Genomic DNA, 26,000 nt, shown 5'->3' with positions numbered 1-26,000 from the left:
AATTTATAAAATTATATGTTATTTATTGTTGTGTAACGCATTGAAATCAAAATTCCAGAATAGAATCTTTTTCAACTTGTTGGTTTTACTTTTTAAACAAGTATTATATTTACAATCACAAAAGTATAAAATATCCTTATGATAACAAGTGTTTTTAAAAAATCTACGCCATTAAATTATTCATTGGTCGTAATTTTGATACTGGTTTTCTTTTTTATTTTTCAAATTAAAGATCCATCATGGGTGAGTTCTTATTTTTTGGCGTTTCAAAAAGTAAGTCTGTTGTGCTTTATTTTGGCTTCATTTTTCCTGATTAATTTCATTGTAAAAAAGAACGGACTTAGTAAAGACAATGGTTACGCGATATTTTTCTATTTATTGTTTATATTATTTTTCCCCACGATATTTAACAATTCAAATGTTATATATGCCAACTTTTTTATTTTGTTGGCACTTCGACGATTGATTTCTTTACAATCATTAAAAGCTTCAAAAGAAAAAATATTCGATGCCTCTTTTTGGATTTTAATAGCTTCTTTATTTCAATTTTGGTGTATCCTTTTCCTAATTTTGGTTTTTATATCAATTGTTTTTCACGTTTCAAGAGATTATAGAAATTGGATTTTGCCTTTTATAGCATTTATAGCCGTATCAATAATATTTTTATTGATCTCTTTAATTTTCCATATTGATGTAATTGAGTTTTTTCAGAAACGTGCAGTAATTGATTTTAATATTAATTATTTCAAGAATAATTATGAGAATGGAGCACTTTCAATTTACGTTGCAGTAGCTTTATTTTTTGTGGTTTCAATGTTAAGTACATTGTCAAACAGGCCACAAATTGTACATTCTTCGTACAAAAAAGTGGTAGCTTGTTTTTTTATTGCATTAGTTGTTTACATTGTTTCACCAGATAAAAGCAATGATTTGTTGCTTTTCAGTATTGCTCCCTTAACTATTATGGCAGCAAGTCATGTCGAATATATGCAGCAAAAACTGAACAATGAAATTGTTTTTTATGTACTGATTTTGTGTAGTTTATTTACTTTTTTCGCTCAATTATAATTTACTTCCGTAAGCTAGATCACCTGCATCTCCAAGACCAGGAATGATGTAATTTTTGGTATTTAATTTCTCGTCTAAAGAGGCAACCCATAAATGACAATGATCAGGAAGACTTTCTTGAAGATAAGCAATTCCTTCCGGAGCAGCAATTACAACAACAATGTGAATTTCTTTTGGAGTCGCATTTTGAATTAATTTTTCATGAACAGCAACAATCGATTGACCGGTTGCCAACATAGGATCAAGAAGTAAAACAGTTTTATTATTGATGTTTGAAACAGCTTGATATTCAACTAAAATTTCGAATTCATCATCGTTATTTGGATGATGTCTGCAAGCAGAAACAAAGCTATTTTCGGCGTGATCAAAGTAATTTAAGAAACCATTGTGAAGTGGTAAACCAGCTCTTAAAATCGAACATAAAACCAAATCACTTTCAATCTCGGTAGTTTTTTTAATGCCAAGAGGAGTTTCGATATCTACATTTTTATAAGCCAGATCTTTACTTAATTCATAGGCCATAATTTCGCCAATTCGTTCAATATTTCTTCTAAAACGCATGCTGTCGTTCTGAACGTTAATATTTCTAATTTGACCTAAAAAATGGTTTAACACGCTATTTTTTTCAGAGATATAATGAATTTTCATAATAAAATTTTAGTATAATCAATTGGTTATGATTTGTAAACGAAAAATTAATTGTTTTTTTCGCACTATAAAAGTATAAAAAGTATCTTTGTGTCTCTAACAAATAAAGACATGTTTTCAAAATTAGCATATTCTGTTTTCGAACAAAGCATCAAAGATTATCATAAATTTGATAATGTAGATCAACCTATAAACAATCCATATCCAAAGGATAAATTCGAGCATTTATTATATCTGAAAAATTGGATTGACACTGTTCAATGGCATTTTGAGGATATCATTCGTGATCCACAAATTGATCCGGTAGCAGCTCTTACTTTAAAAAGAAGAATCGATGCATCAAATCAGGAACGTACTGATATGGTTGAATATATCGATAGCTACTTTTTACAAAAATACAGCGATGTAAAAGTAAAAGATGGCGCAAAAATCAATTCTGAAAGTCCAGCTTGGGCATTTGACAGATTGTCTATTTTGGCTCTAAAAATTTATCACATGCATGAAGAAGCTACTCGTGCAGAGGCTACACAAGAACATAGAGATAAATGTCAGGAAAAATTAAACATTCTTTTAGAACAAAGAAGTGATTTATCGACAGCAATTGACGATTTACTTACAGATATCGAAAATGGAGATAAATTCATGAAAGTGTACAAACAAATGAAAATGTACAATGACGATGAATTAAATCCTGTTTTATACCAAAATAAGAAATAATTTCTGGAGCTATTTCCAGCTTTCCATTTCAATTCCTCACAAAAAAATAGAGTTTCTATTGTTCAAAAAAGAGCTTCCGTTGGTCGCTTTTTTTAAACAAGAAACTTTATTTTTTTTGCTCCGGGATTTTCATTTCAATCTGGGCTAAAAGTACAGAACCGGAAAAAGACTTGAATTTAAAAACATAAAGAAATTGTCTAGTAAAATTAAGCATATAGCCGTCATGAGACTTTCCGCAATGGGAGATGTCGCCATGACGGTTCCTGTTTTACGCGCCTTTGTAAAACAGTATCCAGGAGTTAAATTAACGGTAATTTCACGTCCGTTTTTTAAGCCATTTTTTGATAGAATTCCAAATCTTGATTTTTTTGCTTTTGATGAAAAAGAGCGTCACAAGGGTTTTTTAGGATTATTGAGATTATTTCGAGATGTGAAAAAATTCAAAATAAATGCTTTTGCAGACCTTCATAACGTTCTGAGATCTAAAGTTGTGAGTTTGCTTTTTGCTTTAAACGGGAAAAAAAGAGCAACTGTTGATAAAGGGAGAGAAGGTAAAAAAGAATTAACTCGTGAAGAAAATAAGATCTTTAAACAATTGCCAACCATGTTCGAAAGACATGCAAAAGTGTTCGAAGAATTCGGATTTCCTTTAGATTTATCGAACCCGGAATTTCCTGAAAAGGCAAAATTAAAAGATGATATCCTAGAAATTATTGGATATGAAAACCAAAAATTAATTGGTATTGCACCTTTTGCACAATACGATTCTAAGGTTTATCCGATAGATCTAATGACAGAAGTTATTGCAAAATTAGCGGAGAATAAAGCCCATAAAATTCTACTTTTTGGAGGAGGAAAAAAAGAAATCGAAATTCTGGATTCCCTTTCAAAACCATTTGAAAATGTAGTTAATATGGCCGGAAAAATTAAATTTCAGCAAGAATTACAACTTATAAGTAATCTTGATGTAATGCTTTCTATGGATTCCGGAAACGCACATATTGCAGCAATGTTAGGAGTAAAAGTAATTACACTTTGGGGTGCAACCCATCCGTACGCTGGTTTTTTACCGTTTAATCAAAGTTTAGATAATGCTTTAACCTCAGACCGAAATCAATATCCTAAATTGCCAACATCAGTTTATGGAAACAAAATTGTTGAGGGTTACCAAGACGCAATGAGAAGTATTTCTCCAAACGAAATCGTTCAAAAAATACAATCAAGCATATAATCCATCTAAATCTTGGATGTAATAGCCAATTGTTTTCTTTTTGTTTCTATTAGCAACAATCACAACAAAATGATTTTCTTTTTCTGTAGACAACAAAATGTGTTCAAAATCGTCAGTTGAATTTCTGTAGATTTTGTGCACTAATTGTGACTCTTTAATTTTGTTCGATATTACTTTAGCAGCTTTTAATTTGCTTATATAAGGCCAAAAATTAAAGATGTTTTTGTCAGAAGTTGTTATTTCAGTCATTTTCCCAAGCATTGTTGAGTTATACTTTTCTTGGGTTAGTAATTTTGGACCTTTTTTATTTCGTTGCTTTTTAATTATAAAATAGACACAAAATAAGGCTGTTATTACAAAAAGTACTATAAATGATAAACGAAGAAAGTGATGCATTGTCATAATATTTAATATTTAAACGTGTTGACAAATTTGATGTAGCTCTACAATTCTCAAAAGGAACAAGATTGCGATTACCGTATTTACACCACTAAAATAATGAAAATTTGACAATATTTTAATAAAAATTTGTTTTTATTGTAATCTAAATTATAACCAAATTTTCATTTATCAACATCTGGTAAAAATGTAAGTTTTTAGGTTCGAAATTGTGGCATCATAATTTGGTCTTCATAACCAAATTGTCAAAGTTTTAAATCTTGATAAATCTTGTTAATAATTATAAGACAAAAAAAATTCCAAATTCCAACTTTAAAATTGGAATTTGGAATTTTATCCGAGGCTTCGGGATTGAAAATTTAACGTCTAAACATCATCATAATCTACATAAATAGACTCTGATGTTGGATGTGCTTGACAGGTTAAAATTAAACCTGAAGCAATTTCTTTATCAGTCAAAATAGAGTTTTTAGTCATTTCTGCACTACCACTTGTAACGCGTGCTAAACAACTGCTGCAAATTCCGCCTTGGCAAGAATATGGAGCGTCAATTCCTTGTTTTAAAGCCGCATCAAGAATGGTTTGTTTTTGAGACATTTCAAATGAAACTTCGTCATCATCAACTAAAACAGTAATTTTTGTATGCCCTTCTAATGAAGTTTTTATTTCATGCTCTTGAGTTGAAGAAGTAAAAAGTTCAAATTTAATAGCAGATTCTTTTACATTTTTCTCTTTCAAAACATTAGAAACAGTATTGATCATTTCTTCTGGTCCACACAAGAAAAACTTGTCAAACTGCATTTCTTTGTGTTTGTTATTCAAAACAAAATTAACTGCCGATTTCTCGATTCTTCCAAACAAAGCATTTTCGGCTTTAGCCTGACTAAAAACATAATGAACAAAGAAACGACCCACATATTGCAATTGCAAATCGTGTAATTCTTGATAGAAAATAGTTTCTTCTGGTGTTTTATTTCCGTAAACCAATACAAATGAGCTTTTTGGTTCGCTTTTTAAAACAGATTTTATGATAGACAATACTGGAGTAATACCACTTCCGGCAACAAAAGCTGCATAGTTTTTTTGTCTTTCAGGATCTGGCTCAAAAGTAAATTTTCCTTCTGGATGACCTACTTCAAGAACATCGCCTGCTTTAAGTTTAGTATTTGCAAATTGAGAAAACAAACCGTTTTTTACAGCTTTTACAGCAATACGCAATTCACCGCTTTCTGGTGCTGAACATATCGAATAAGCACGACGAATCTCTTGATTATCAAGTGTTAATTTTAGATTTATGTATTGTCCAGCTATAAATTTGTAATCTGGTTTTAGTTCTTCAGGAACATTAAAAAGTATAGAAACAGCATCAGTCGTTTCACGTTTTACCTCTTTAATTATTAGTTTTAAGAATGAAGGCATGATTGTATATTTTATGCAAAAGTAGCAAACGACAGCTAATTGAGAAGCACTAAGTTATTTTTTTTAACTTTTTTTGTAACGTTTTCTTACATTTGATCTCTTACTACAAAACTCAAAACCAAAATAACCATGATTAAAAAGTTTATTTACCTAGAATGGAAAGCCTTTTCAAGATCTGCATCGTTTGGCGCAAGCATGGCGATGAAAGTTTTAATTGGTTTTTTTATGGTATATTTTTCCATAATTTTTATTGGAGCTGGAGTAGGAGCCTTTTACTTCCTAAAAAAAATGAATCTGGAACCATTAGTGACGATCAATAAATTTTTGATTTATTATTTTTTATTCGATTTGGTTATTAGACTGTTAATGCAGGCTATACCGGTTCTAAATATCAAGCCACTTTTAATTTTACCATTTAAAAAACCAACAATTGTTCATTTTTCGTTAGGTAAAACTGCGTTGTCTTTTTTTAACTGGGTTCACGGACTTTTTTTTATTCCATTTTCTATAGTATTAATATTAGAAGGATATGATGTTGTGGGAATTGTTTTTTGGCTCATTGCTGTTTTCTCTTTAATTTATATCAATAATTTTTTAAATATTATTTTAAGTAATATCGATAAATTGTTTGTTGTTTTTGTTGGAATTGCATTGGCTTTTGCTGCCGCTCAATATTATAAATTATTTGATATTACTGTTTTTACAACGCCATTTTTTCAAGGATTTTATGATATAGAAGGACTGTTTTTAATTCCTGTTTTAGGATTAGTGGGTCTATATTTATTTACATTTAAGTACTTTAAGAGTAATTTATTTTTAGATGCTGGACTTTCGAAAAAAGAAGACATTGCAACAACAGAAAATCTTTCATGGTTAAATCAGTTTGGAACTTTAGGAACGTTTCTAAAGAATGACATTAAATTGATTAAGAGAAATAAAAGATCGAAGACAACTATCATAATGAGCTTTTTCTTCTTGTTCTACGGATTGATCTTTTTTGGAAATTCTCATCAACCAGTAGTAATGCACATTTTTGCCGGAATATTTGTTTCTGGGGGATTCTTATTTGTCTTCGGACAGTTTGTACCAAGTTGGGATAGTTCTTATTATCAATTAATGATGACGCAAAATATTCCTTATCGTGGTTATATTACTGCAAAATGGTGGTTAATTGTTATTGCTACTTTCGTTTCGACAATTATTGCCTCTTTTTACCTTTTTTATGGATGGGAAATTTATTTAACTATCGTAGTAGGAGCGATTTATAACATTGGAGTAAACTCTCACTTAGTACTTTTAGGTGGTGCATTTACAAAAACACCAATTGATTTAAGTTCTGCAGGAGGGGCATTTGGAGACAAAAAAGCTTTTAATGTGAATACGATGTTGTTATCCTTGCCCAAAATATTGTTACCATTGGCATTATATGGATTAGGACTTTATTTAGGTGATAAAACTCTTGGATTAATACTAGTGGCTGGTGCAGGAGTTTTAGGATTTATTTTTAAAGACAAGGTTTTTTCTTTAATCGAAAAAAGATATAAAATCGAAAAATACAGTACGATAAGTGCTTATAAACAAAAGAATTAATTAGAGAATGTGGCAATTTGAAAATGAGATAATTAATCTCATAATAATTGAAAATCAATCAAATTAACGATTAACCAAATCAACAATTAAACATTTAAAAAATGATACAAGTAAATCAACTTTCAAAAAAATATAACGGAACAACAGTATTAAATATTAATAATCTTGAAATTCCAAAAGGACAAAGTTTTGGATTAGTGGGAAATAATGGTGCGGGAAAAACTACATTTTTCAGTTTGCTGTTAGATTTAATTCAGCCATCTACCGGAAATATAATAAACAATGATATTCAGGTTAATACAAACGAAAATTGGAAATCTTTTACAGGTTCATTTCTTGATGAAAGTTTCCTGATAGGTTATTTAACTCCCGAAGAATATTTTTATTTTATTGGAGATTTACGCCATCAAAACAAAGCAGATATTGATGCGCTATTAGCGCAACATGAAGAATTTTTTAATGGAGAAATTTTAAACAATAAAAAATACTTGCGTGATTTGTCTAAAGGAAATCAGAAAAAAGTGGGGATTATTGCCACACTTATAGGAAATCCAGAAGTTGTAATTCTTGATGAACCGTTTGCAAATTTAGATCCCACAACAGTTAGCCGATTAAAAAAAATCATCAAAGATTTAGCAGATAATCCAAACGTTACGGTACTGGTTTCCAGTCATGATTTGCAGCATACAGTAGAGGTTTGCGATCGAATCGTTGCTCTTAATAAAGGTGAAATAGTAAAAGATATTCAAACTTCAAGAGAAACCTTACAAGAACTAGAATTGTTTTTTGCAGTATAAATTTCCATATATCAAAAAGAAGCGTATTTTTACAAGTCATTATACTAAAAATCCTTTTTAGAAGTTAATTGATTTAAAATCTTTTCAATTGAAAAAGAATACTCTGAAATACAGTTTTTGTCTTGTTTTTTTGTTTTTTTTGATAGCATGTTCTACCAAAAAAAACACTTTTCTGGCTAGAAATTCTCATGCTTTGAGTACGAAATATAACATTTTGTACAATGGAGGAATTGGTCTTGATAAAGGACTAAAATCTATCCAGGCAAATAATCAGGATAATTTCTGGAAGATTTTGCCCATAGAAAAAATGCAAATCGACGAAAATTTTTCGGGAGATGAAAAAGCAAAGAATCCAGATTTTGAAAAGGCCGAAACTAAAGCAACAAAAGCCATTCAAAAGCATTCAATGAATATTGGAGGTAGAGAACGAAATTCTCAAATTGATGAAGCTTATTTAATGCTTGGTAAAGCAAGATATTACGATCAGCGTTTTATTCCAGCTTTAGAAGCATTCAATTATATTCTTTACAAATACCCAAACAGCAGTAATATTTATACCGCAAAAATTTGGCGCGAAAAAACCAATATGCGTTTAGGAAATGACGCTATTGCTTTAAAAAATATTAAACTCTTATTAAAGAATACCGATTTAGATAAACAGACTTTTTCTGATGCAAATGCTTTATTGGCAGAAGCTTTTTTAAATCTGCAACAAAAAGATAGCGCCGTTGCTAAACTTAGAATTGCTGAAAAATTTACCAAAATAAACGAAGATCGAGCGCGTTACCGTTTTATCTTGGGTCAAATGTATCAAGAGGCAGAAAAAAAGGACAGTGCAAATTACTTTTACGACGGAGTGATTGCCATGAATCGTAAAGCCGATCGTAAATATATGATGCATGCCTATGCTAAAAAAGCTGAGATGTTTGATTATCAAAACGGTAATCAGGATTTATTTATCGAAACCTATAATAAGTTAGTTGCTGATCGCGAAAACAGACCGTATTACGACATAGTGTTTTATGAAATGGGTGTCTTTTTTGATAAATACAAACAAAAAGACGATGCTTTATTTTTCTATAACAAATCATTGGCAAGAAAGCCTAAAGACCCATATTTAATTGCGTCAACTTATCGAAACATTGGAAATATGTATTTTAGAAATACAGATTATACAATGGCTGCCAAATATTATGACAGTACATTAGTAAAATTAAATCCTAAAACGAGAGAGTACGCTGTAATTCAAAAAAACAGAAAAAACTTAGATGATGTAATTAAATATGAAGGAATTGCAAAACGTAACGATAGTATAATTAAAGTTCATGATTTGCCTGATGCTGACAGAAAAATTTATTTCGAAAATTATATAGCCGAACTTAAAAAGAAAGATGAAGCAAAACGTATTCTCGAAGAAAAAGAAAAAGAGAAATTAGCAAATATAGATCGAAATACAAATAGTAATAACGGTCCAACGGCAATAAACCCACAATCACTTGGAAAAGCAGATCCTAATATGGGACCACTTAGTCCTCCGTCAGGAAATGAGCCAGCAAGTACTTTTTACTTTTATAATCCAACAACAGTTGCTTACGGAAAACTACAGTTTAGAAAAACGTGGGGTAACAGAACTTTAGTTGGCAATTGGCGATTGGCAGCAGTAAAATCAGCCAATAATGCAGCAATGATTAATGACAGCATAATTAATAGTCAGGATGCGGCCAACGCATTAAAAGATACTGTGGTTATTGAAAAATACACAACTGCTTTTTATGAAAAGCAACTCCCAACAACCCAATCTGCAATGGATAGTATAGGTAAAGAACGTAATTTTGCCTATTATCAATTAGGACTTATTTATAAAGAAAAATTTAAAGAGTATAATTTGGCAAGTGCTAAACTGGAACAGTTGTTAAAAAATAATCCAGAAGAAAAATTTATTCTACCATCGATGTACAATTTGTATAAAATTTATCAAATTACAAATCCGGCAAAAGCTGAATCTGTTAAGTTTGATATTACTACAAAATATCCGAATTCGAGATATGCTCAAATTTTGAATAATACGAATTCAGATGATTTAGCATCGCCCGATAAAGAGTATCAAAAATGGTATAAATTGTATCAGAAGGGACAGTTTGACCTTGTGTTAAGTAATATTGACAATTTAATCAATCAATATTCTGGGGATGAAATTATTTCTAAGTATGAATTGTTAAAAGCAAACACATTAGGAAAAGTAAATGGTTTGGCAGCTTACAAAAAAGGGCTAGAATCAGTTGCAGATAATTATCCTAATAGTGATGAAGGTAAAAATGCTCGGGAAATTTTAGAAAAACAAATTCCAAGTTTAGAAAAGCTTGATTTTACAGCAGTTGATAGTAAAAATTGGAAAATCATTTATGCAATTTCAAAAGATGATACCAAAACAGCGAAACAAATAGAAGAAGCAATTAAGAAGTTTTTATCAGTTGAAAATTTCGAAAGACTTACAACTTCTTTAGATAAGTACAATCAAACAGAAAGCTTTGTAGTTATTCATGGATTAAAATCAGAGGCATATGCAAAAGATGTTTCTGGAGTCTTAAGAGACGATAAAAAATATAAAATTTCACATCCCGCAATTATTATTTCAAGTGATAATTACTCAGTAATCCAAATCAAAAAAAATCTGGAAGCTTATTTAGCACCCAAAACCCCATAATCATGTTTGATAAAGTTAAAAAAAACGGAACAGAACTTTTAGGAAAAACAAATAGAATTGTTGAAGGAACATCTATTATAGGTGATATTGTATCAAAAGCCGATTTTAGACTGGACGGCGAATTAATTGGAAACTTTACTTCGCAGGGAAAATTAGTTATAGGCCCATCTGGCATAGTAAAAGGTGAGATTGTTTGTAATAATGCAGATATTGAAGGAGAGTTTAAGGGAAAAATTAAAGTTTTAGAAGTTTTAAATATAAAAGCATCGGCACAGATTCATGGAGAAGTTGCAGTTGGAAAACTGTCAATAGAACCAGGAGCTGAGTTTACTGCGACTTGTACTATGATAACTAATACTAAAGAAGTAACGCTAAAAGATGGAAAAGGAACCGAATAATAAATCCAATAATAAATGGCTGGCATTAATTAATATTCCGATTCAAATGGGAGTTATTATTTTTTTGTTTTCTTATTTAGGTACATGGTTAGACAAAAAATATTCAAATGGAGGTTCGTTATGGACAATAATTCTATCTTTGTTCTCTGTTTTTTTAGCACTTTATAATGTAATAAGACAGGTTAAAAATTTAAATAAATAATGAACAAAACTCTCGATTTTCTAAAGTATTTTATCCCCTTTTCAGTTGTATTATTTGTTGCGCAATATTTTGCGATGCAAGCATTGTCAGACAAATTAGTCTTTTTTTACTCCGCATGGAGCATTTATACTTTTAATATTGTTGCTACTTTTTTAGTGTATCTATTTTTAATTTTTGTAAATAAAAATTTCGATACATACACAGGGTTTGCCTTTTTGGGTGCCAGCTTTTTCAGAATGATGTTGGCTATTATTTTTCTAATTCCACTAATAAAAGGGAAGGTCAAAGATCCAATAATTGACTTAAGTACATTTTTTATCCCTTATTTTTTATTTTTACTTTTCGAAACGTATTTCACAATCCGACTAATAAATAGACGTTAATTGCTTTATTAGCAGTAAGTTTAGTCTAATAAAAGGTAAATATTAAAAATTACAGTCATAAATTTTCAATTTTCAATTTTAAATGTACCTTTGCAAAAAATTTTTGGAACCTAAAATTTACATACAGATTTAATAATGATAATTTCAAATAAACCAGTCCAGTACTTATTAGTTACCTTATTAGCATTTACTTCGTCGATAAATTTCGCATCAACTCCTGTTGATAGTGTTTCGGTTAATCACGAAACTGTTGAAACAACAGAGGTAAGTCATGCAGAAGCAAGTAATCACGGTGAAACCGTTGGTCACAAGATCGAAGAAGAATTCAACGCAAGTGAATTGATTAATTCACACATTGGAGATTCACATGATTTTCATATCGCTGATTGGGATGGTCATCCTATTTCTTTTAGTCTACCTGTTATTTTGTGGACAAATAATGGATTGGAAATTTTTTCATCTTCAAAATTTCACCACGATAATTCAGGTGAGCACGTAGTTGATATTAATGGACAGAAATTAGTTCGTTATAAAGAAATTATTTTTTATGCTGACAAATTTGAAACAATGACGGCTGATCAAAAAAATACTGGAGCTTTTGCTTTTGATGCAAGACCTTTAGATTTTTCAATCACTAAAAATGTTTTCTCAATGTTAATGTCGGCGATTATTTTGTTTTTCTTATTTTTTGCTGTAGCAAGATCATACAAGAAAAATCCAAATGCACCAACAGGATTAGCTGGTTTTTTAGAGCCACTAGTTACTTATGTTAGAGATGAGATTGCTGTTCCAAATATTGGAACGAAAAAAGCTGGTAAATATATGCCATACCTTTTAACTATCTTTTTCTTTATTTGGATTAACAACCTTATCGGTTTAATTCCATTCTTCCCATTCAGTTCTAACTTAACAGGAAATATATACTTTACATTCGTAATGGCATTTATTACTTTCATCGTTACAACTTTAAGCGGAAACAAATCTTACTGGGGACATATTTTCAACACACCAGGAGTTCCTGTATGGTTGGCTCCAATTATGATTCCTGTGGAAATTATCGGAATGTTAACTAAGCCATTTGCATTAATGATTCGTTTGTTCGCAAACATTACTGCTGGTCACATTATCATTTTGAGTTTAGTTTCTTTGATTTTCATTTTCAAAAGTATTGCTGTTGGACCAGTTGCGGGAGCATTCGTATTGTTCATGAGCGTATTAGAATTATTGGTTGCTGCATTGCAAGCGTATGTATTTACATTGCTTTCAGCATTATTTATTGGTCAGGCTGTTGAAGAGCACGATCATCATTAATTAGAGTTTTATTAATTATTAACTATATAAATTTATTATTATGGTATTAGCTGGAATCGGAGCTGGATTAGCTGTAATTGGTGCAGGTCTTGGTATTGGAAAAATTGGTGGTTCTGCAATGGACGCTATCGCTCGTCAACCAGAAGCTGCTGGAAAAATTCAGACTGCTATGATTATTGCTGCTGCACTTATTGAAGGTGTTGCTCTTTTCGCAGTAGTTGTTGCGTTAATTACAAACGCATAATTAAAATTTAAAACTTCCTGTAGCGGTTGGCTATAGGAAGTTTTTTCAAAAAACGACAAACAATTTTTAAATATATACTGTTATGCAATTAACTTCACCAGAAAGTTTAATTTTTTGGACAACAATTATCTTTATTGTTTTCTTCTTTCTTTTAGCAAAATTTGCTTGGAAACCTATTTTAGGTGCTGTAAAAAGCCGTGAAGAATCTATTAACAATGCTTTGGCATCTGCAGAAGCTGCACGTTTAGAAATGCAAAATTTAACTGCAGATAATGAGCGTATCTTGAAAGAAGCTCGTGCAGAACGTGACGCAATGTTAAAAGAAGCTCGTGAAATGAAAGAGCAAATGATAGCTGAATCTAAAAATGAAGCACAAGAGCAAGGTCAAAAATTAATAGCTCAAGCTAAATTGGCGATCGAAAATGAAAAAAATGCTGCTATGGCTGAATTGAAATCACAAGTTTCAAATTTATCATTAAGCATTGCTGAAAAATTATTGAAAGAGGAATTATCTAACAAAGAATCTCAAACTAAATTAGTAGAGAAAATGTTAGGTGACGTAAAGTTAAACTAATATTATGGCAAGTACAAGAGCAGCAATTCGTTATGCAAAAGCAATTCTAGACTTAGCAAACTCTAAAGGTGTTGCCGAAGTTGTCAATAACGATATGAAGTCAATTGCTACGGCAATTGGAACAAATACAGAATTAAGTTCATTTATTCAAAGCCCAACTATTAAAGTTGAAGTGAAAGAAAGTGCTCTTTTAGAAGTTTTTGCAAATGTAAATGGAGTAACTAAAGGTTTATTTCATTTATTGTTTGAAAACAAAAGGTTCGAAATTCTAGAAGCGATTGCTTTAGAATACATTACATTATTTGATCAAAGCAATGGTATTGAAGTAGCGAAAGTTACAACAGCAATTCCAATGGATGCAGAATTAGAAGCTAAAGTTTTAGCTAAAATTGCAACTTTTTCAGATAAAAAAATTACAATAGAGAATATTGTAGATGCTTCAATTATTGGAGGATTTATTTTAAGAATTGGTGATCAGCAGTATAATGCTTCAGTTGCTAATAGATTACAAGTGTTAAAAAGAGAGTTAACACAAAACTAGATCGACCTATTCATAATTTTTAATTAAGAATTGTTGATCAGCAATATAATGCTTCAGTAGATAATAGCTTACAAGTGTTAAAGAGAGAATTAACCCAAAACTAAATACCACCTATGAAGAATTTATTAATTTTATTTGTTTTATGTACATCGTTACTGTCGTTTGGTCAAAAGATTAAAGAAGACGATAACAAAATTTTATTTGACGGGAAAGCAATTGCAAAGGTTGAGAAAGACAAAACCGGAACACAATTTACTTATACTTCAATAGATGGTTCAACTGGTATTATTGCCAATTTAAAAACGCATAAAATTGATGCTCAAAATTCTAAAAGCTGGTTAGTTGTTACGAATTTAGACGGATCTAAAAAAACAGAGGTTAATTTTGAATTATTATCTTTTACATTAAATTATAAAAAAGCAGTTGCTGAGCTTCTTGCTAAAAAGTATAATGTTTTCACTGCAAATGGTATTGAAAATCTTGATGCTTTTTTTGCTGAAGAACGTCCTAGTATTTCTGCAGAAATAGAAAAAGTAAAAGAAGCAGGTAAAGTAGATGAGAAGCAATTAGCAACTCTAAATTACCAAATTCATACAACTGAAAAATTAGTTTTTTCTGGAGAAGTTCCAGAAGATGCTTTTACATCAAAATATAATGATGCTGAACGCAAAGAGTTCATGTCTAAAGTTGTGGCTAAGTATGTTGTTTCTTGGAAACAAGATTCTTCTCCTTTTCCAGTTTTAAATGTTGATATTTTAACATTAAATGGAAGATCTTTAGTTAAAGCTGTTGATAGAGGAGGAAAAATGGTTGTTGCATTGACAGAATCAAGTAAAACATTTACTTATACTCCGTCTTTTGTTTACACAAGCAGAAGTACTGCTGCAGAAACTGAAAGATTAGTTAAAGAAGTAGTTGATAATTCATACTTAAACGGTCAAAAATACATGACTTTAAGTGAGGCTGAAGTTCTTTTAGATGCTAGAAAAGCTGATAAATTGGCTAAAACAGAAGAGGCTAAATTAAATTCAGCAAATATCTATGATAAAAAAGGATATGCAATTGATCAAAAAGGAGTAAAATTAGAAGGAGTACTTTCTATTGATTTTGAGCAGATTGCCCCAAAATCTAGTAGTAGTGGTATGATTGATCTAGATGCTGCTGGAGATGGTAAAAGTGTGAAAGTCGTTGCTAAAAATGAAAAAGGTAATTTTAGACAATACTTTTACAAAGCAAAAGAAAATGTATCGTTTGGAGTTATTAATGACGATAATACAGAAACAAAATATAAAGCACTTTTGGTAAAACTTGAAACAGTTGCTCCAAAAGATAATACAGCACTTGATTTAGGTGCTTTGGCAGGAGTTTCATTAGCTTCAGCTTCTTGGAAGTATTTTAAAGAAGTAGATGTTACAGATAAGATGAGTATCTATCAAGATTTACCATCAAAGTCTTATGTAATTAAAGTTCCAAACCAAGAAAAAGCATTTCAAATTTTTGTAAAAAAAGGTAAAGAAGATAAATTTTTAAGTAAGTTAAAAGAATATGTAGGAGATTCAATTGGTAGTAGTGATTTAGAGAAAATTGACTACAGCAGTTTGGAGGGCTTAAAAAATCTTAGTGATTTATATTCTAATTTTAAATAAAATAAAAGTAGGTAAAAATAATAATTATGGCGGACATCAAACCTGCTGAAATTTCAGCAATATTAAGAAAGCAAGTAGAAGGTTTTGAATCTGGTGCTACACTAGAGGAAGTAGGAACGGTACTTCAAGTTGGAGACGGTATTGCTCGTATTTACGGGCTATCGAATGTACAATATGGTGAGTTAGTTGAATTTGATAACGGACTTGAAGCTATTGTATTGAACCTTGAAGAGGACAATGTTGGTGTGGTACTTTTAGGACCATCAACAGGTATCAAAGAAGGATCAACAGCAAAAAGAACACAACGTATTGCATCTCTTAAAGTAGGTGAGCAAATGGTAGGACGTGTTGTTAACACTCTTGGTTTTCCAATTGATGGAAAAGGACCAATTGGTGGAGACTTATACGAAATGCCATTAGAAAGAAAAGCACCTGGTGTTATCTTCCGTCAGCCAGTAACTGAGCCATTACAAACAGGTATTAAGGCAGTTGATGCCATGATTCCAGTTGGTCGTGGACAACGTGAGCTTGTAATTGGTGACCGTCAAACAGGTAAATCAACTGTTTGTATCGATACAATCTTAAATCAAAAAGAATTTTACGATGCAGGAAAACCTGTATTCTGTATATATGTTGCAATTGGACAAAAAGCTTCAACTGTAGCAGGAATCGCTAAAATGTTAGAAGAAAAAGGTGCAATGGCTTATACAGTTATTGTTGCTGCAAATGCTTCTGATCCAGCTCCAATGCAAGTTTATGCTCCTTTCGCAGGTGCTGCAATTGGAGAATACTTTAGAGATTCTGGTCGTCCAGCTCTTATCGTTTATGATGATTTATCTAAACAAGCTGTTGCTTACCGTGAGGTTTCTCTTTTATTAAGAAGACCACCGGGACGTGAGGCATATCCTGGAGACGTTTTCTACTTACACTCTCGTTTATTAGAGCGTGCGTGTAAAGTAATTGCAGATAATGGAATTGCTAAAAACATGAATGATTTACCAGATTCTATCAAGTCTATCGTAAAAGGTGGTGGTTCATTAACTGCTTTACCAATTATCGAAACTCAAGCTGGTGACGTTTCTGCATATATCCCAACAAACGTAATTTCGATTACAGATGGTCAGATTTTCCTTGATGGAGATTTGTTTAACTCTGGGGTTCGTCCTGCAATTAACGTTGGTATTTCTGTATCACGTGTTGGAGGTAATGCTCAAATTAAATCAATGAAGAAAGTTTCAGGAACTTTAAAATTAGACCAAGCTCAATTCCGTGAATTAGAAGCTTTTGCTAAATTTGGTTCTGACTTAGATTCTGTTACATTAAATGTAATTGAAAAAGGAAAAAGAAACGTTGAGATTTTGAAACAAGGTTTAAACGATCCTTATACGGTAGAAAATCAAGTAGCTATTATTTACGCTGGTTCTAAAAACTTATTAAGAAACGTTCCTGTAAATAAAGTAAAAGAGTTTGAAGCTGATTTCTTAGCTTACCTAAACAGTAAACATAAAGATACGCTTAACGCTTTAAAAGCTGGAAAATTAGATGACAACATTACTGATGTTATTGAAAAAGCAGCAAAAGAAATTTCAGCAAAATATAACTAATAAGACAATTAGATAATTAGATAATTGAAAGACTCTTTCAATTATCTAATTGCTAATTATCAAATTTTCTAATTAGAAAAAATGGCAAATTTAAAGGAAATCCGTAATAGAATTACTTCCGTTTCATCGACGATGCAAATTACATCGGCAATGAAAATGGTTTCTGCTGCAAAGCTTAAGAAAGCACAAGATGCAATCACTGCAATGCGCCCTTATGCCGAGAAATTAACAGAGTTGTTGCAAAATTTATCCGCTACACTTGATGGTGAAGTTGGAGGAGATTATACAACTCAACGTGAAGTAAAAAAAGTATTGCTTGTTGCTATAACTTCAAACAGAGGTTTATGTGGAGCATTTAATACAAATATTATTAAGGAGGTTAAAAACCGTTCTGCTTTTTACGCTGGAAAACAAGTTGATGTTTTTCCTATTGGTAAAAAAGGAAATGACGTACTAAGTAAATCTTTTAAAGTTCACGGTCATCATAATGCAATTTTCGATCATTTAACTTTTGATAATGTTGCCGGAATTGCTGATAACTTAACTCAGAAATTTTTATCTGGAGAATACGACAGAATCGAGATAATTTACAATCAGTTTAAAAATGCTGCAACACAAATTGTTCAAACAGAGCAGTTTTTACCGTTAGCTCCAATTAAATCTGATGTAGCAGTTTCTGCTGGTGATTATATTTTCGAGCCTTCAAAAGAAGAAATCGTGTTAACTTTGATTCCTAAATCATTGAAAACACAACTGTACAAAGGTATTCGTGATTCATTTGCTTCAGAACATGGAGCGCGTATGACAGCAATGCACAAAGCAACTGACAACGCAACAGAATTAAGAAACCAATTGAAATTAACTTATAATAAAGCTCGTCAAGCAGCTATTACTAACGAAATCTTGGAAATCGTTGGTGGAGCAGAAGCTTTGAACGGATAATTTATTTAAGAATATATTGAAAGAGCCGATTATCGTGAGATAATCGGCTCTTTTTTTATGCTGAAATTTTTTTAGATTTTAGTTATAAAATGGTGATTCTTAATTCAATCAAAAATCAAGAATCATTACCATTTTATAAAATTATTTTACAGATTTATCACCTCTGTTTGCTTTGTCTTTTGTAGGAACAAACTAGCTTTATTAGTCCTAAAGCTCTACGTTTTTTAAAGGGTTATCTATTAGCTTTTCTCATTCCCTGTGAAGCAAAGTTAACATGCAAGTACCTAGAAAGACTTATAGAATTTTTAAACTTTATTATAGATTTCGCATATGTAGTTGTTTCTGAATTATATTGTCGACAATGAAAAATTGAGTATTTTTGAAGTCTATTTTTATAAGAATGAAACTGCAAATACAAGAATTAACGACAATCGAAGAAATGTTGGCACAATTAGAGACCATGAGATTTCTTTATCCAAATCTTTCTGTTGATAAATACAAATCATTCCTCTTAGAAATGGTACCTCATAATTATTTTCAAATTGCAGTTTTTGAAAATGATGTTTGCTTAGGAATTACGGGGTGTTGGTCTTCGACTAAATTGTGGACAGGGAAATATCTTGAGATAGATAATTTTGTTGTAAACCCGGAACATCGTTCTAAAGGAATCGGAAAATTATTGACAGATTACGTTGAAAAAAAGGCTATTGATTTAGATTGTAGCAGTATCGTTTTAGATGCTTTTACCGGAAACTTTGGAGCACACAGGTTTTATTACAATCAAGGTTACGGGCCAAAAGGTTTTCATTTTGTCAAAATATTAGATGAAAATAAATTAACACAATAAATTAGGCACAAGTTTTTTTATTGAACCTACAAAATCAATAATAAACCAAAGAATTGGTTATTTTTGTTTTATAAACTTTTTACACATTTATTTTGGGATTATATAAAAATCTGTTCAAACAAACTGCTATTTACGGACTAGCAACGGTGTTGCCACGAATGCTAAGTTTTTTACTGGTAAGATTGTATACTGGTATTTTACCAACTGCAGAATATGGTGAGGTTTCGATCGTTTTGTCATGGATGGTTTTCTTTAATGTGGTTCTTTCGTACGGAATGGAAACGGCATTTTTTAGGTTTTATAGTGCTGAAGATGACAAGAAAAATGTAATTGCAACTTCCACAATATCGATTTTCTGGTCGTCAATTATATTTTTGTTTGCGGCTTTGATTTTTAGAAATACATTGGCAAGTCTTGCCGAAGTTGATGTACAATATATAACCTATTCCGTTTGGATATTAGTTTTAGATGCTTTAGTTCTTGTGCCTTTTTCTAAACTACGAGCCAATCAGAGACCAATGATGTATGCGGCTATTAAAATAGGAAACGTAGTAATCAATATGTTACTGAATTTCTTCTTTTTAGTGTACTTACCAAAATTGGCGGCTGCAAACCCTAATTCAGTTTGGGATAATTTATATGTCGAAAATTTCCAAATTGCATATATCTTCATTGCAAATTTATTGGCGAGTTTAGCCACTTTTATAGTATTATCTCCAAATTATCTTTCGTTAGGCAGAAAATTCGATCCCGTACTTTGGAAGAAAATGATGAAATATGGTTTACCAATTTTGGTTGCTGGACTTGCATTTGCGGTTAACGAACATTTTGATAAAATTCTTTTAGGATATTTATTGCCAGAAAACCTTGCAAAATCTGAGGTTGGAGCCTATTCGGCTTGTTATAAATTAGGATTGTTTATGGTTCTGTTTGCGACAGCTTTTAGGTTGGGTATTGAACCTTTCTTCTTCAGTCATGCAAAAAACGCAAATGCACCTCAAACTTACGCGGTGATCACAAAATACTTTGTCATTTTTGGGTCGTTGATTTTATTAGGAGTTATTGTTTTTGCCGATGTTCTAAAATATCTTTTACTCGATAATAAATCATATTGGGAAGCAATGAAAGTTGTTCCCTTAATTATATTGGCTAATTTCTTCTTAGGAATTTATAACAACTTATCAGTTTGGTATAAATTGACTGACAAAACTAAAATTGGAGCCTATATCTCAATTGTTGGAGCTATTGTAACATTGGTTTTAAATTATTTTTTAATTCCAAAATACAGTTACTACGGTTCTGCAATTGCAACTATTTCTGCTTACGGAAGTATGATGTTGATTTCTTATGTTTTAGGAAATAAATATTACCCAATACCATATGATATGAACAAAATTGGAGCTTATCTTGGAATTTCAATTTTATTTTCGGCTATTTCTTTTTATGGATTTAGAGAAAATTATTTTGTTGGGATTCCGTTACTATTAGGATTCGTCTATTTTGTTTATCATAATGAAAAAGACACTATCAAAGGAATTATGAATAGAAAGTAGAATTGAATTAGAATATTCAATTTGATTTTTTAATCTTTTTAAATAAAAAATGAAAATACAAATTATCAATAAATCGCAACATGCTTTACCAAATTACGAAACAATTGCTTCGGCTGGAATGGATTTGCGCGCGAATTTAACAGAGTCTATAACATTAAAACCATTAGAAAGAACCATTGTAAAAACAGGACTTTTTATTGAATTGCCAATTGGTTACGAAGCACAAGTTCGACCAAGAAGTGGTTTGGCAGCTAAAAAAGGAGTAACCGTTTTAAATTCTCCAGGAACTGTTGATGCCGATTATAGAGGTGAAATAGGTGTAATTTTAGTAAATTTATCAAATGAAGTTTTTGTTATCGAAAACGGAGAAAGAATTGCACAATTAATTATCGCTAAACATGAAAGAGCGGAATGGATTGAAGTTGAAGAGCTTTCTGAAACGTCCAGAGGAGAAGGCGGATTTGGAAGTACTGGAGTGAAGTAGTTTTTAGTCAAAGTCACAGTAGTCAGTTTCTGTACTTTGCGATCTTAAAAATGAAATGAAAAACTTTGCAATCTTTGCGAAAAAACTTTGCGAACTTTGCGGTTAAAATTAAGAACCAAACTAAGAGGATTTTTTTAATCTTCAGATAAAATAAAAATATAAAATGAAAATAATCGTTCCAATGGCGGGTCGCGGATCAAGACTTAGACCACATACTTTAACTGTTCCTAAACCATTAATTCCTGTTGCAGGCAAATCGATCGTACATCGTTTAGTCGAGGATATTGCCAAAATATTAAAAGAACCTATTGAAGAAGTTGCTTTTATTTTAGGAGACGAAGCTTTTTTTGGAGACGATCTTGTAACAAGTTTAGAAGAATTGGCTGGAAGTTTAGGAGCAAAGGCTTCAATCTATCGTCAGGATTTACCATTAGGAACTGGTCACGCTATTATGTGTGCAAAAGAGTCATTGTCTGGGCCGGCAGTAATTGCTTACGCTGATACTTTAATTAGAGCCGATTTTGAATTAGATCCTGAGGCTGATGCTGTAATTTGGGTAAAACAAGTAGAGCAACCAGAAGCATTTGGTGTTGTAAAATTAAATTCTAATAATGAAATTGTAGAATTGGTTGAAAAACCAAAAGTGTTTGTAAGTGATTTGGCAGTTATTGGAATCTATTATTTTAAAGAAGTTGGAGATCTAAAAAAAGAACTTCAAGGAGTTTTAGATAATAATATTCAGAATGGTGGAGAATACCAAATCAACGACGGAATCAAAGCAATGATGGCTAACGGTAAAGTTTTTAAAACCGGAAGTGTAGACGAATGGATGGATTGCGGAAACAAAGATGTTACCGTTGAAACCAATTCAAGAATGCTTGGATTCTTACATAATGACGGAGAACATTTAGTAGATTATGATGTAAAATTAGAAAACTCAACTATTATTCCTCCTTGTTATATTGGCGAAAATGTAGTGTTGAAAAACACAACAGTTGGTCCAAATGTTTCAATTGGAAAAGGATGTCACGTAATCGATAGTTCAATTAAAAATAGTTTAGTACAAACTTATTCTCAGATCAAAAATGCAAATTTAGACAATGCAATGATTGGAAATCATGTTGTTTTTGATGGTAAATTTACAAGCATAAGCATTGGAGATTATTCGGTTTTAGAATAAACTTTTATAAGAGATAGATTCGTTTTTGTTTAAAGATTAAATTTTAGAAATGATACAAAAAGGAGTTATAGTAATTTTATTTTTTGTTTTGCTTGGCAATACAACTTCACTTATGGCTCAAACAGAACCAGAAGATATTGCTATGGCAACAGATGAATATCAAGACTCTTTTTATGAATCATTAAAACAAAAGGGAATCGAAAATTATGATAAAGCAATAGTATCATTAGAGAAATGTATTAAACTAAAACCTAATGATGCTGTAGCTTATTTTGAGCTGGGGAAAAATTATTTGTTTCTAAAACAGTATAAAGAAGCTCAGGATTCGTTTGAGAAAGCAACTCAGTTAGATCCAAAAAATAAATGGTATTGGTTGGGGATTTATGATGTAAGTTTTCAAACCAAAAATTATCCGTTGGCAATACAGACAATTCAGAAAATTATTCCATTTGACGAAGAGTATAAAGACGATTTGATTTCGCTTTATATGATTACCAATCAGTTTGAAAAAGCTCTTGCTACCATTATCGAAATGGATGCCAAGTTTGGAAAATCTGATGATCGTAATAGATATAAAATGCAAATTATATCTCAAGGGAATTTTCAAAATACAGAGATTAATAATTTGATTAATCAGATTAAACAAAATCCTAAAGAGGAATCTAATTATGTAGATCTGATTTTTTTATATTCTAAAGCAAATGAGGCAGATAAAGCTTTAGATGTCGCGAAGCAATTGGCAAAGGAAGTTCCAACTTCAGAGTGGGGACAGGTGAGTTTGTTTAAAACATATTTAGATTCTAATCAGGCTGATAAAGCAATCAAATCAATGAATGTGATTTTGGCAAGTTCAAAAATTGATTCAAAAATAAAACATCGTACTTTAAACGAATTTTTAATTTACGTAAACAAGAATCCACAGTATTCTGCGGATTTGGAGAAAGCAATTTCTTATTTTGATAATGATCCAAATGTTGATGTAGCAAAAGAAATTGGGAAATTTTATCATAGTAAAGGACAGTTTGAAAACGCTATTAAATATTATGAAAAAGATTTAAAATCAAATTCAGAGACAGATCGCGAAACCAATTTGCTTTTGCTTGAAGCATATACTCAGGCAAAACAATTTGAACCAATGACTAAACGTGCCATGACTATGATCGAAATTTATCCAAGTCAGCCACAATTTTATTATTATGCCGGCTTAGGAAATAATCAGTTAAAACAATTTAAAAACGCAAAAACCGTTTTAGAAATGGGACTCGATTATGTTGTAGATGATAAAGCTCTGGAAGCAAATTTTAATATTCAGTTAGGAGAGGCTTATAATGGTTTGGGAGATGCTAAGAAAAAAGAGGAATACTTTTTGAAAGCAAATGAATTATTAAAGAAAAATAAGTAAAAGATTAAGTGCAGATGAAAAAATATATAGTAGTAGTATTGTTGTCGATTTTTGTGGTTTCTTGTAAATCAAAAGCGGTCGCAGTGCAAAACAGTAATAAAGAGGTCAAAGAAATTTCGCCAAAAGAAGAGAAAAAGATAATTGAAAACCATTATAAAAACACGTTAGATTTTTCGACTCTATACATAAAAGCTAGTGCGAGATATGCTGACGAAAAACAAAGTCAGAATGTTACGGCCGAGATTAAAATCGAGAAAGACAAACAAATTTTAGTTAGTGTACGATTTTTAGGAATTACAATGGCAAAAGCCTTAATAACACCCACAACAGTAAGTTATTACGAAAAAATAAAAAGCACTTATTATGAGGGAGACTTTACAAGTTTAAGCCAATGGTTAGGAACTGAATTAAATTATAGTAAAGTTCAAAATTTATTGGTTGGTGAAGCTTTAGACGATTTAAGAGATGGAAAGTACACACAAACGATTGTAGAAAATCTTCTTCGTTTAGATGATGAAAAATCGGCTAGTTTAAAAAAATCATTTTACTTAGATACCGAAAAATACTTGGTACAAAAAGAAGAGATTTCGCAACCGGCTCAAAATATATTGTTGCAAATTTTATATTCTGATAATAAAGTCTTTAATCAGGGAACATTGCCAACAACTGTTGAAATTAATGCAATACAGCCAAAAGGAAAAACTAATATTAATTTGAATTATAATAATATTTCATTTAATGAAGAACTTTCTTTTCCTTATAGTGTGCCAAGTGGTTACAAAAAAGTTATAATTAAGTAAATTTGCAAAAAGAAAATATAAACATGCCAAAATTTCTCCTCAGCCTAATTTTTATATGTGCCACTACATTTATGTGGGCGCAAGATTCGCAACAAGAAAAACTGGAAGAACGTAAAGCTCAAATTCAGCAAGAAATTAGAGATAATGAAAAAATGTTGCAGACTGTAAAGAAAAAAGAAAAATCAGCTGTAAATGTTTTTTTAATTCAGGCGAACAAAATTAAACTGAAAGAGAAACTTATTAATACTACAGCAAAGCAAGAAAAGCTTTTGAGCAATGATATGTATATTAACCAAGTTAAGGTTAACAAACTCAAAAAAGAGTTAGACATATTAAAAAAGGATTATGCAAAAATGATCTTGAAATCATATAAAAGTAGATCTGAGCAAAGTAGAGCGATGTTTATTTTGTCTTCAGAGAGTTTTTTGCAAGCTTATAAAAGAGCGCAATATTTGAAGCAATATACCAATTTTAGAAAAAATCAAGGTTTAGAGATTCAGTCTAAAACAGCTCAGCTGGTAGATTACAACGCACGATTGGACGGACAAAGAACGGTGAAGAAAAAAATCATTGCCGAAAATGAAAAAGAAAAGAAAAGTCTTGAAGTCGAAAAACAAGAGCAGCAAAAATTAGTTAACTCGATTAAAAAAGATAAGAATAAAATTATTGCTGATACTAAAGCCAAACAACAGGAATCGAAAAGAATTGATGCAAAAATTAAACAGTTGATTCGTGAACAAATTAGATTGGCCAATTTAAGAGCAGAAGAAGAAAGAAGAAAAAAAATAGAGGAAGACAAGAAAAAAGGTATTGCTACCAAAGAAGCAGATGAGCCTGCTAGGGTTGTGTCGTCAGACAGAATTGCATTAACTCCAGAAGGTAAAGTACTAGCTGCTGATTTTAAAGCAAACCGAGGAAAATTGCCTTGGCCGGTAGAAAAAGGATTTATTTCGTTAGGATACGGAGATCAGCCACATCCACTTTATCCGTCGTTAACAGTTCACAACTCAGGAGTAGAGATAACGACAGAGTCTGGAGCAACAGCACGTGCAGTATTTGAAGGGGAAGTATCTAAAGTTATTATTTTATCACCTGTTAACAGAGCCGTTTTTATTCAGCATGGAGATTACTTTACAGTATATCAAAATCTAAGTCAGGTATTTGTTGAGCAAGGAGATAAAGTAAAAATCAAACAAAGTATAGGTAAAGTAAGAACCAGTGGAGACACAGGAAAAACAATTATTAAGTTTTTAATTCTTCAAAATACATCAAACAACAATCCTGAAGGATGGTTGCAAAACAGATAGATTTAGTTT

At 31.2% G+C, this 26,000-nt stretch carries 25 protein-coding genes; 22 read left to right on the top strand and 3 right to left on the bottom strand.

Annotated elements, in window-relative coordinates; all coding sequences use genetic code 11:
- The first annotated feature begins 138 nt into the window (after positions 1-138).
- Positions 139-1,068: a DUF6427 family protein gene (locus IW18_RS19420; RefSeq protein ID WP_041519834.1), complete on the top strand. Its 930-nt coding sequence runs from the start codon at positions 139-141 to the stop codon at positions 1,066-1,068.
- Here the strand turns inward: IW18_RS19420 and upp are convergent.
- Entirely contained in the window at positions 1,063-1,716 is a 654-nt protein-coding gene (gene upp / locus IW18_RS19415) for a uracil phosphoribosyltransferase (protein ID WP_041519833.1), read from the bottom strand. The genes IW18_RS19420 and upp overlap by 6 nt on opposite strands.
- 111 nt (positions 1,717-1,827) lie before the next feature.
- On the opposite strand from upp, the gene IW18_RS19410 reads away from it, so the two are divergent.
- Both IW18_RS19410 and IW18_RS19405 read left to right on the top strand, forming a co-directional pair.
- Positions 1,828-2,433: a DUF4254 domain-containing protein gene (locus IW18_RS19410; RefSeq protein WP_041519832.1), complete on the top strand. Its 606-nt coding sequence runs from the start codon at positions 1,828-1,830 to the stop codon at positions 2,431-2,433.
- A gap of 223 nt (positions 2,434-2,656) precedes the next feature.
- Positions 2,657-3,664, top strand: a complete 1,008-nt coding sequence (locus tag IW18_RS19405) for a glycosyltransferase family 9 protein (RefSeq protein ID WP_041519831.1) — start codon at positions 2,657-2,659, stop codon at positions 3,662-3,664.
- Here the strand turns inward: IW18_RS19405 and IW18_RS19400 are convergent.
- Both IW18_RS19400 and IW18_RS19395 read right to left on the bottom strand, forming a co-directional pair.
- Entirely contained in the window at positions 3,653-4,060 is a 408-nt protein-coding gene (locus tag IW18_RS19400; protein ID WP_240475584.1) for a hypothetical protein, read from the bottom strand. The two genes, IW18_RS19405 and IW18_RS19400, sit on opposite strands and share 12 nt — an antisense overlap.
- A gap of 369 nt (positions 4,061-4,429) precedes the next feature.
- Positions 4,430-5,482: a ferredoxin--NADP reductase gene (locus tag IW18_RS19395; RefSeq protein WP_041519829.1), complete on the bottom strand. Its 1,053-nt coding sequence runs from the start codon at positions 5,480-5,482 to the stop codon at positions 4,430-4,432.
- A gap of 129 nt (positions 5,483-5,611) precedes the next feature.
- Between IW18_RS19395 and IW18_RS19390 the strand changes: the two genes are divergently transcribed.
- The 19 genes from IW18_RS19390 to IW18_RS19295 all read left to right on the top strand — a co-directional run bounded on the left by IW18_RS19390 (position 5,612) and on the right by IW18_RS19295 (position 25,991).
- Positions 5,612-7,072, top strand: a complete 1,461-nt coding sequence (locus tag IW18_RS19390) for a DUF5687 family protein (RefSeq protein WP_041519828.1) — start codon at positions 5,612-5,614, stop codon at positions 7,070-7,072.
- A gap of 101 nt (positions 7,073-7,173) precedes the next feature.
- Positions 7,174-7,869, top strand: coding sequence for an ABC transporter ATP-binding protein (locus IW18_RS19385; RefSeq protein WP_041519827.1), 696 nt, complete (start codon positions 7,174-7,176; stop codon positions 7,867-7,869).
- A gap of 88 nt (positions 7,870-7,957) precedes the next feature.
- Positions 7,958-10,573, top strand: a complete 2,616-nt coding sequence (porW, locus tag IW18_RS19380; RefSeq protein ID WP_041519826.1) for a type IX secretion system periplasmic lipoprotein PorW/SprE — start codon at positions 7,958-7,960, stop codon at positions 10,571-10,573.
- A 2-nt stretch (positions 10,574-10,575) separates the two neighbouring features.
- Positions 10,576-10,971 (top strand): bactofilin family protein, encoded by a 396-nt coding sequence (locus tag IW18_RS19375; protein ID WP_041519825.1) that lies wholly within the window; start codon positions 10,576-10,578, stop codon positions 10,969-10,971.
- Positions 10,952-11,173, top strand: a complete 222-nt coding sequence (locus IW18_RS19370) for an AtpZ/AtpI family protein (RefSeq protein WP_041519824.1) — start codon at positions 10,952-10,954, stop codon at positions 11,171-11,173. Before IW18_RS19375 ends, IW18_RS19370 begins: the two co-directional genes overlap by 20 nt.
- 518 nt (positions 11,174-11,691) lie before the next feature.
- Positions 11,692-12,867, top strand: a complete 1,176-nt coding sequence (gene atpB / locus IW18_RS19360; protein WP_084607995.1) for a F0F1 ATP synthase subunit A — start codon at positions 11,692-11,694, stop codon at positions 12,865-12,867.
- 40 nt (positions 12,868-12,907) lie between these two features.
- Positions 12,908-13,111, top strand: coding sequence for an ATP synthase F0 subunit C (gene atpE / locus IW18_RS19355; RefSeq protein ID WP_039113322.1), 204 nt, complete (start codon positions 12,908-12,910; stop codon positions 13,109-13,111).
- Between the two features lie 82 nt (positions 13,112-13,193).
- Entirely contained in the window at positions 13,194-13,685 is a 492-nt protein-coding gene (locus IW18_RS19350; RefSeq protein ID WP_041519822.1) for a F0F1 ATP synthase subunit B, read from the top strand.
- 4 nt (positions 13,686-13,689) lie between these two features.
- A complete protein-coding gene (gene atpH, locus IW18_RS19345) occupies positions 13,690-14,226 on the top strand; it encodes an ATP synthase F1 subunit delta (RefSeq protein WP_041519821.1) in 537 nt (178 codons plus the stop codon).
- A gap of 113 nt (positions 14,227-14,339) precedes the next feature.
- Positions 14,340-15,872 (top strand): hypothetical protein, encoded by a 1,533-nt coding sequence (locus tag IW18_RS19340; protein ID WP_041519820.1) that lies wholly within the window; start codon positions 14,340-14,342, stop codon positions 15,870-15,872.
- Between the two features lie 26 nt (positions 15,873-15,898).
- The gene (atpA, locus tag IW18_RS19335) at positions 15,899-17,476 is read left to right on the top strand and encodes a F0F1 ATP synthase subunit alpha (RefSeq protein WP_041519819.1); all 1,578 of its coding nucleotides are present in this window, start codon (positions 15,899-15,901) and stop codon (positions 17,474-17,476) included.
- Between the two features lie 81 nt (positions 17,477-17,557).
- Entirely contained in the window at positions 17,558-18,418 is an 861-nt protein-coding gene (atpG, locus tag IW18_RS19330; protein ID WP_041519818.1) for an ATP synthase F1 subunit gamma, read from the top strand.
- A 400-nt stretch (positions 18,419-18,818) separates the two neighbouring features.
- A complete protein-coding gene (locus IW18_RS19325; protein ID WP_041519817.1) occupies positions 18,819-19,265 on the top strand; it encodes a GNAT family N-acetyltransferase in 447 nt (148 codons plus the stop codon).
- A gap of 92 nt (positions 19,266-19,357) precedes the next feature.
- A complete protein-coding gene (locus tag IW18_RS19320) occupies positions 19,358-20,818 on the top strand; it encodes a lipopolysaccharide biosynthesis protein (protein ID WP_041519816.1) in 1,461 nt (486 codons plus the stop codon).
- Positions 20,819-20,867: 49 nt separating this feature from the next.
- The gene (gene dut, locus IW18_RS19315) at positions 20,868-21,302 is read left to right on the top strand and encodes a dUTP diphosphatase (RefSeq protein WP_041519815.1); all 435 of its coding nucleotides are present in this window, start codon (positions 20,868-20,870) and stop codon (positions 21,300-21,302) included.
- Between the two features lie 163 nt (positions 21,303-21,465).
- On the top strand, positions 21,466-22,482 hold the full coding sequence (locus IW18_RS19310; protein WP_041519814.1) for a sugar phosphate nucleotidyltransferase: 1,017 nt from the start codon (positions 21,466-21,468) through the stop codon (positions 22,480-22,482).
- A gap of 49 nt (positions 22,483-22,531) precedes the next feature.
- Positions 22,532-23,884: a tetratricopeptide repeat protein gene (locus tag IW18_RS19305; RefSeq protein WP_041519813.1), complete on the top strand. Its 1,353-nt coding sequence runs from the start codon at positions 22,532-22,534 to the stop codon at positions 23,882-23,884.
- 14 nt (positions 23,885-23,898) lie between these two features.
- Positions 23,899-24,684, top strand: coding sequence for a DUF4292 domain-containing protein (locus IW18_RS19300; RefSeq protein WP_041519812.1), 786 nt, complete (start codon positions 23,899-23,901; stop codon positions 24,682-24,684).
- A gap of 23 nt (positions 24,685-24,707) precedes the next feature.
- Positions 24,708-25,991, top strand: a complete 1,284-nt coding sequence (locus IW18_RS19295; RefSeq protein ID WP_041519811.1) for a murein hydrolase activator EnvC family protein — start codon at positions 24,708-24,710, stop codon at positions 25,989-25,991.
- The last annotated feature ends 9 nt before the right edge of the window (positions 25,992-26,000 follow it).

It is taken from the genome of Flavobacterium hibernum (genome assembly GCF_000832125.1).
Lineage (GTDB): Bacteria > Bacteroidota > Bacteroidia > Flavobacteriales > Flavobacteriaceae > Flavobacterium > Flavobacterium hibernum.
Note: the sequence above shows the minus strand (reverse complement) of the source record. Positions and strands in the feature narration are given on the sequence as shown.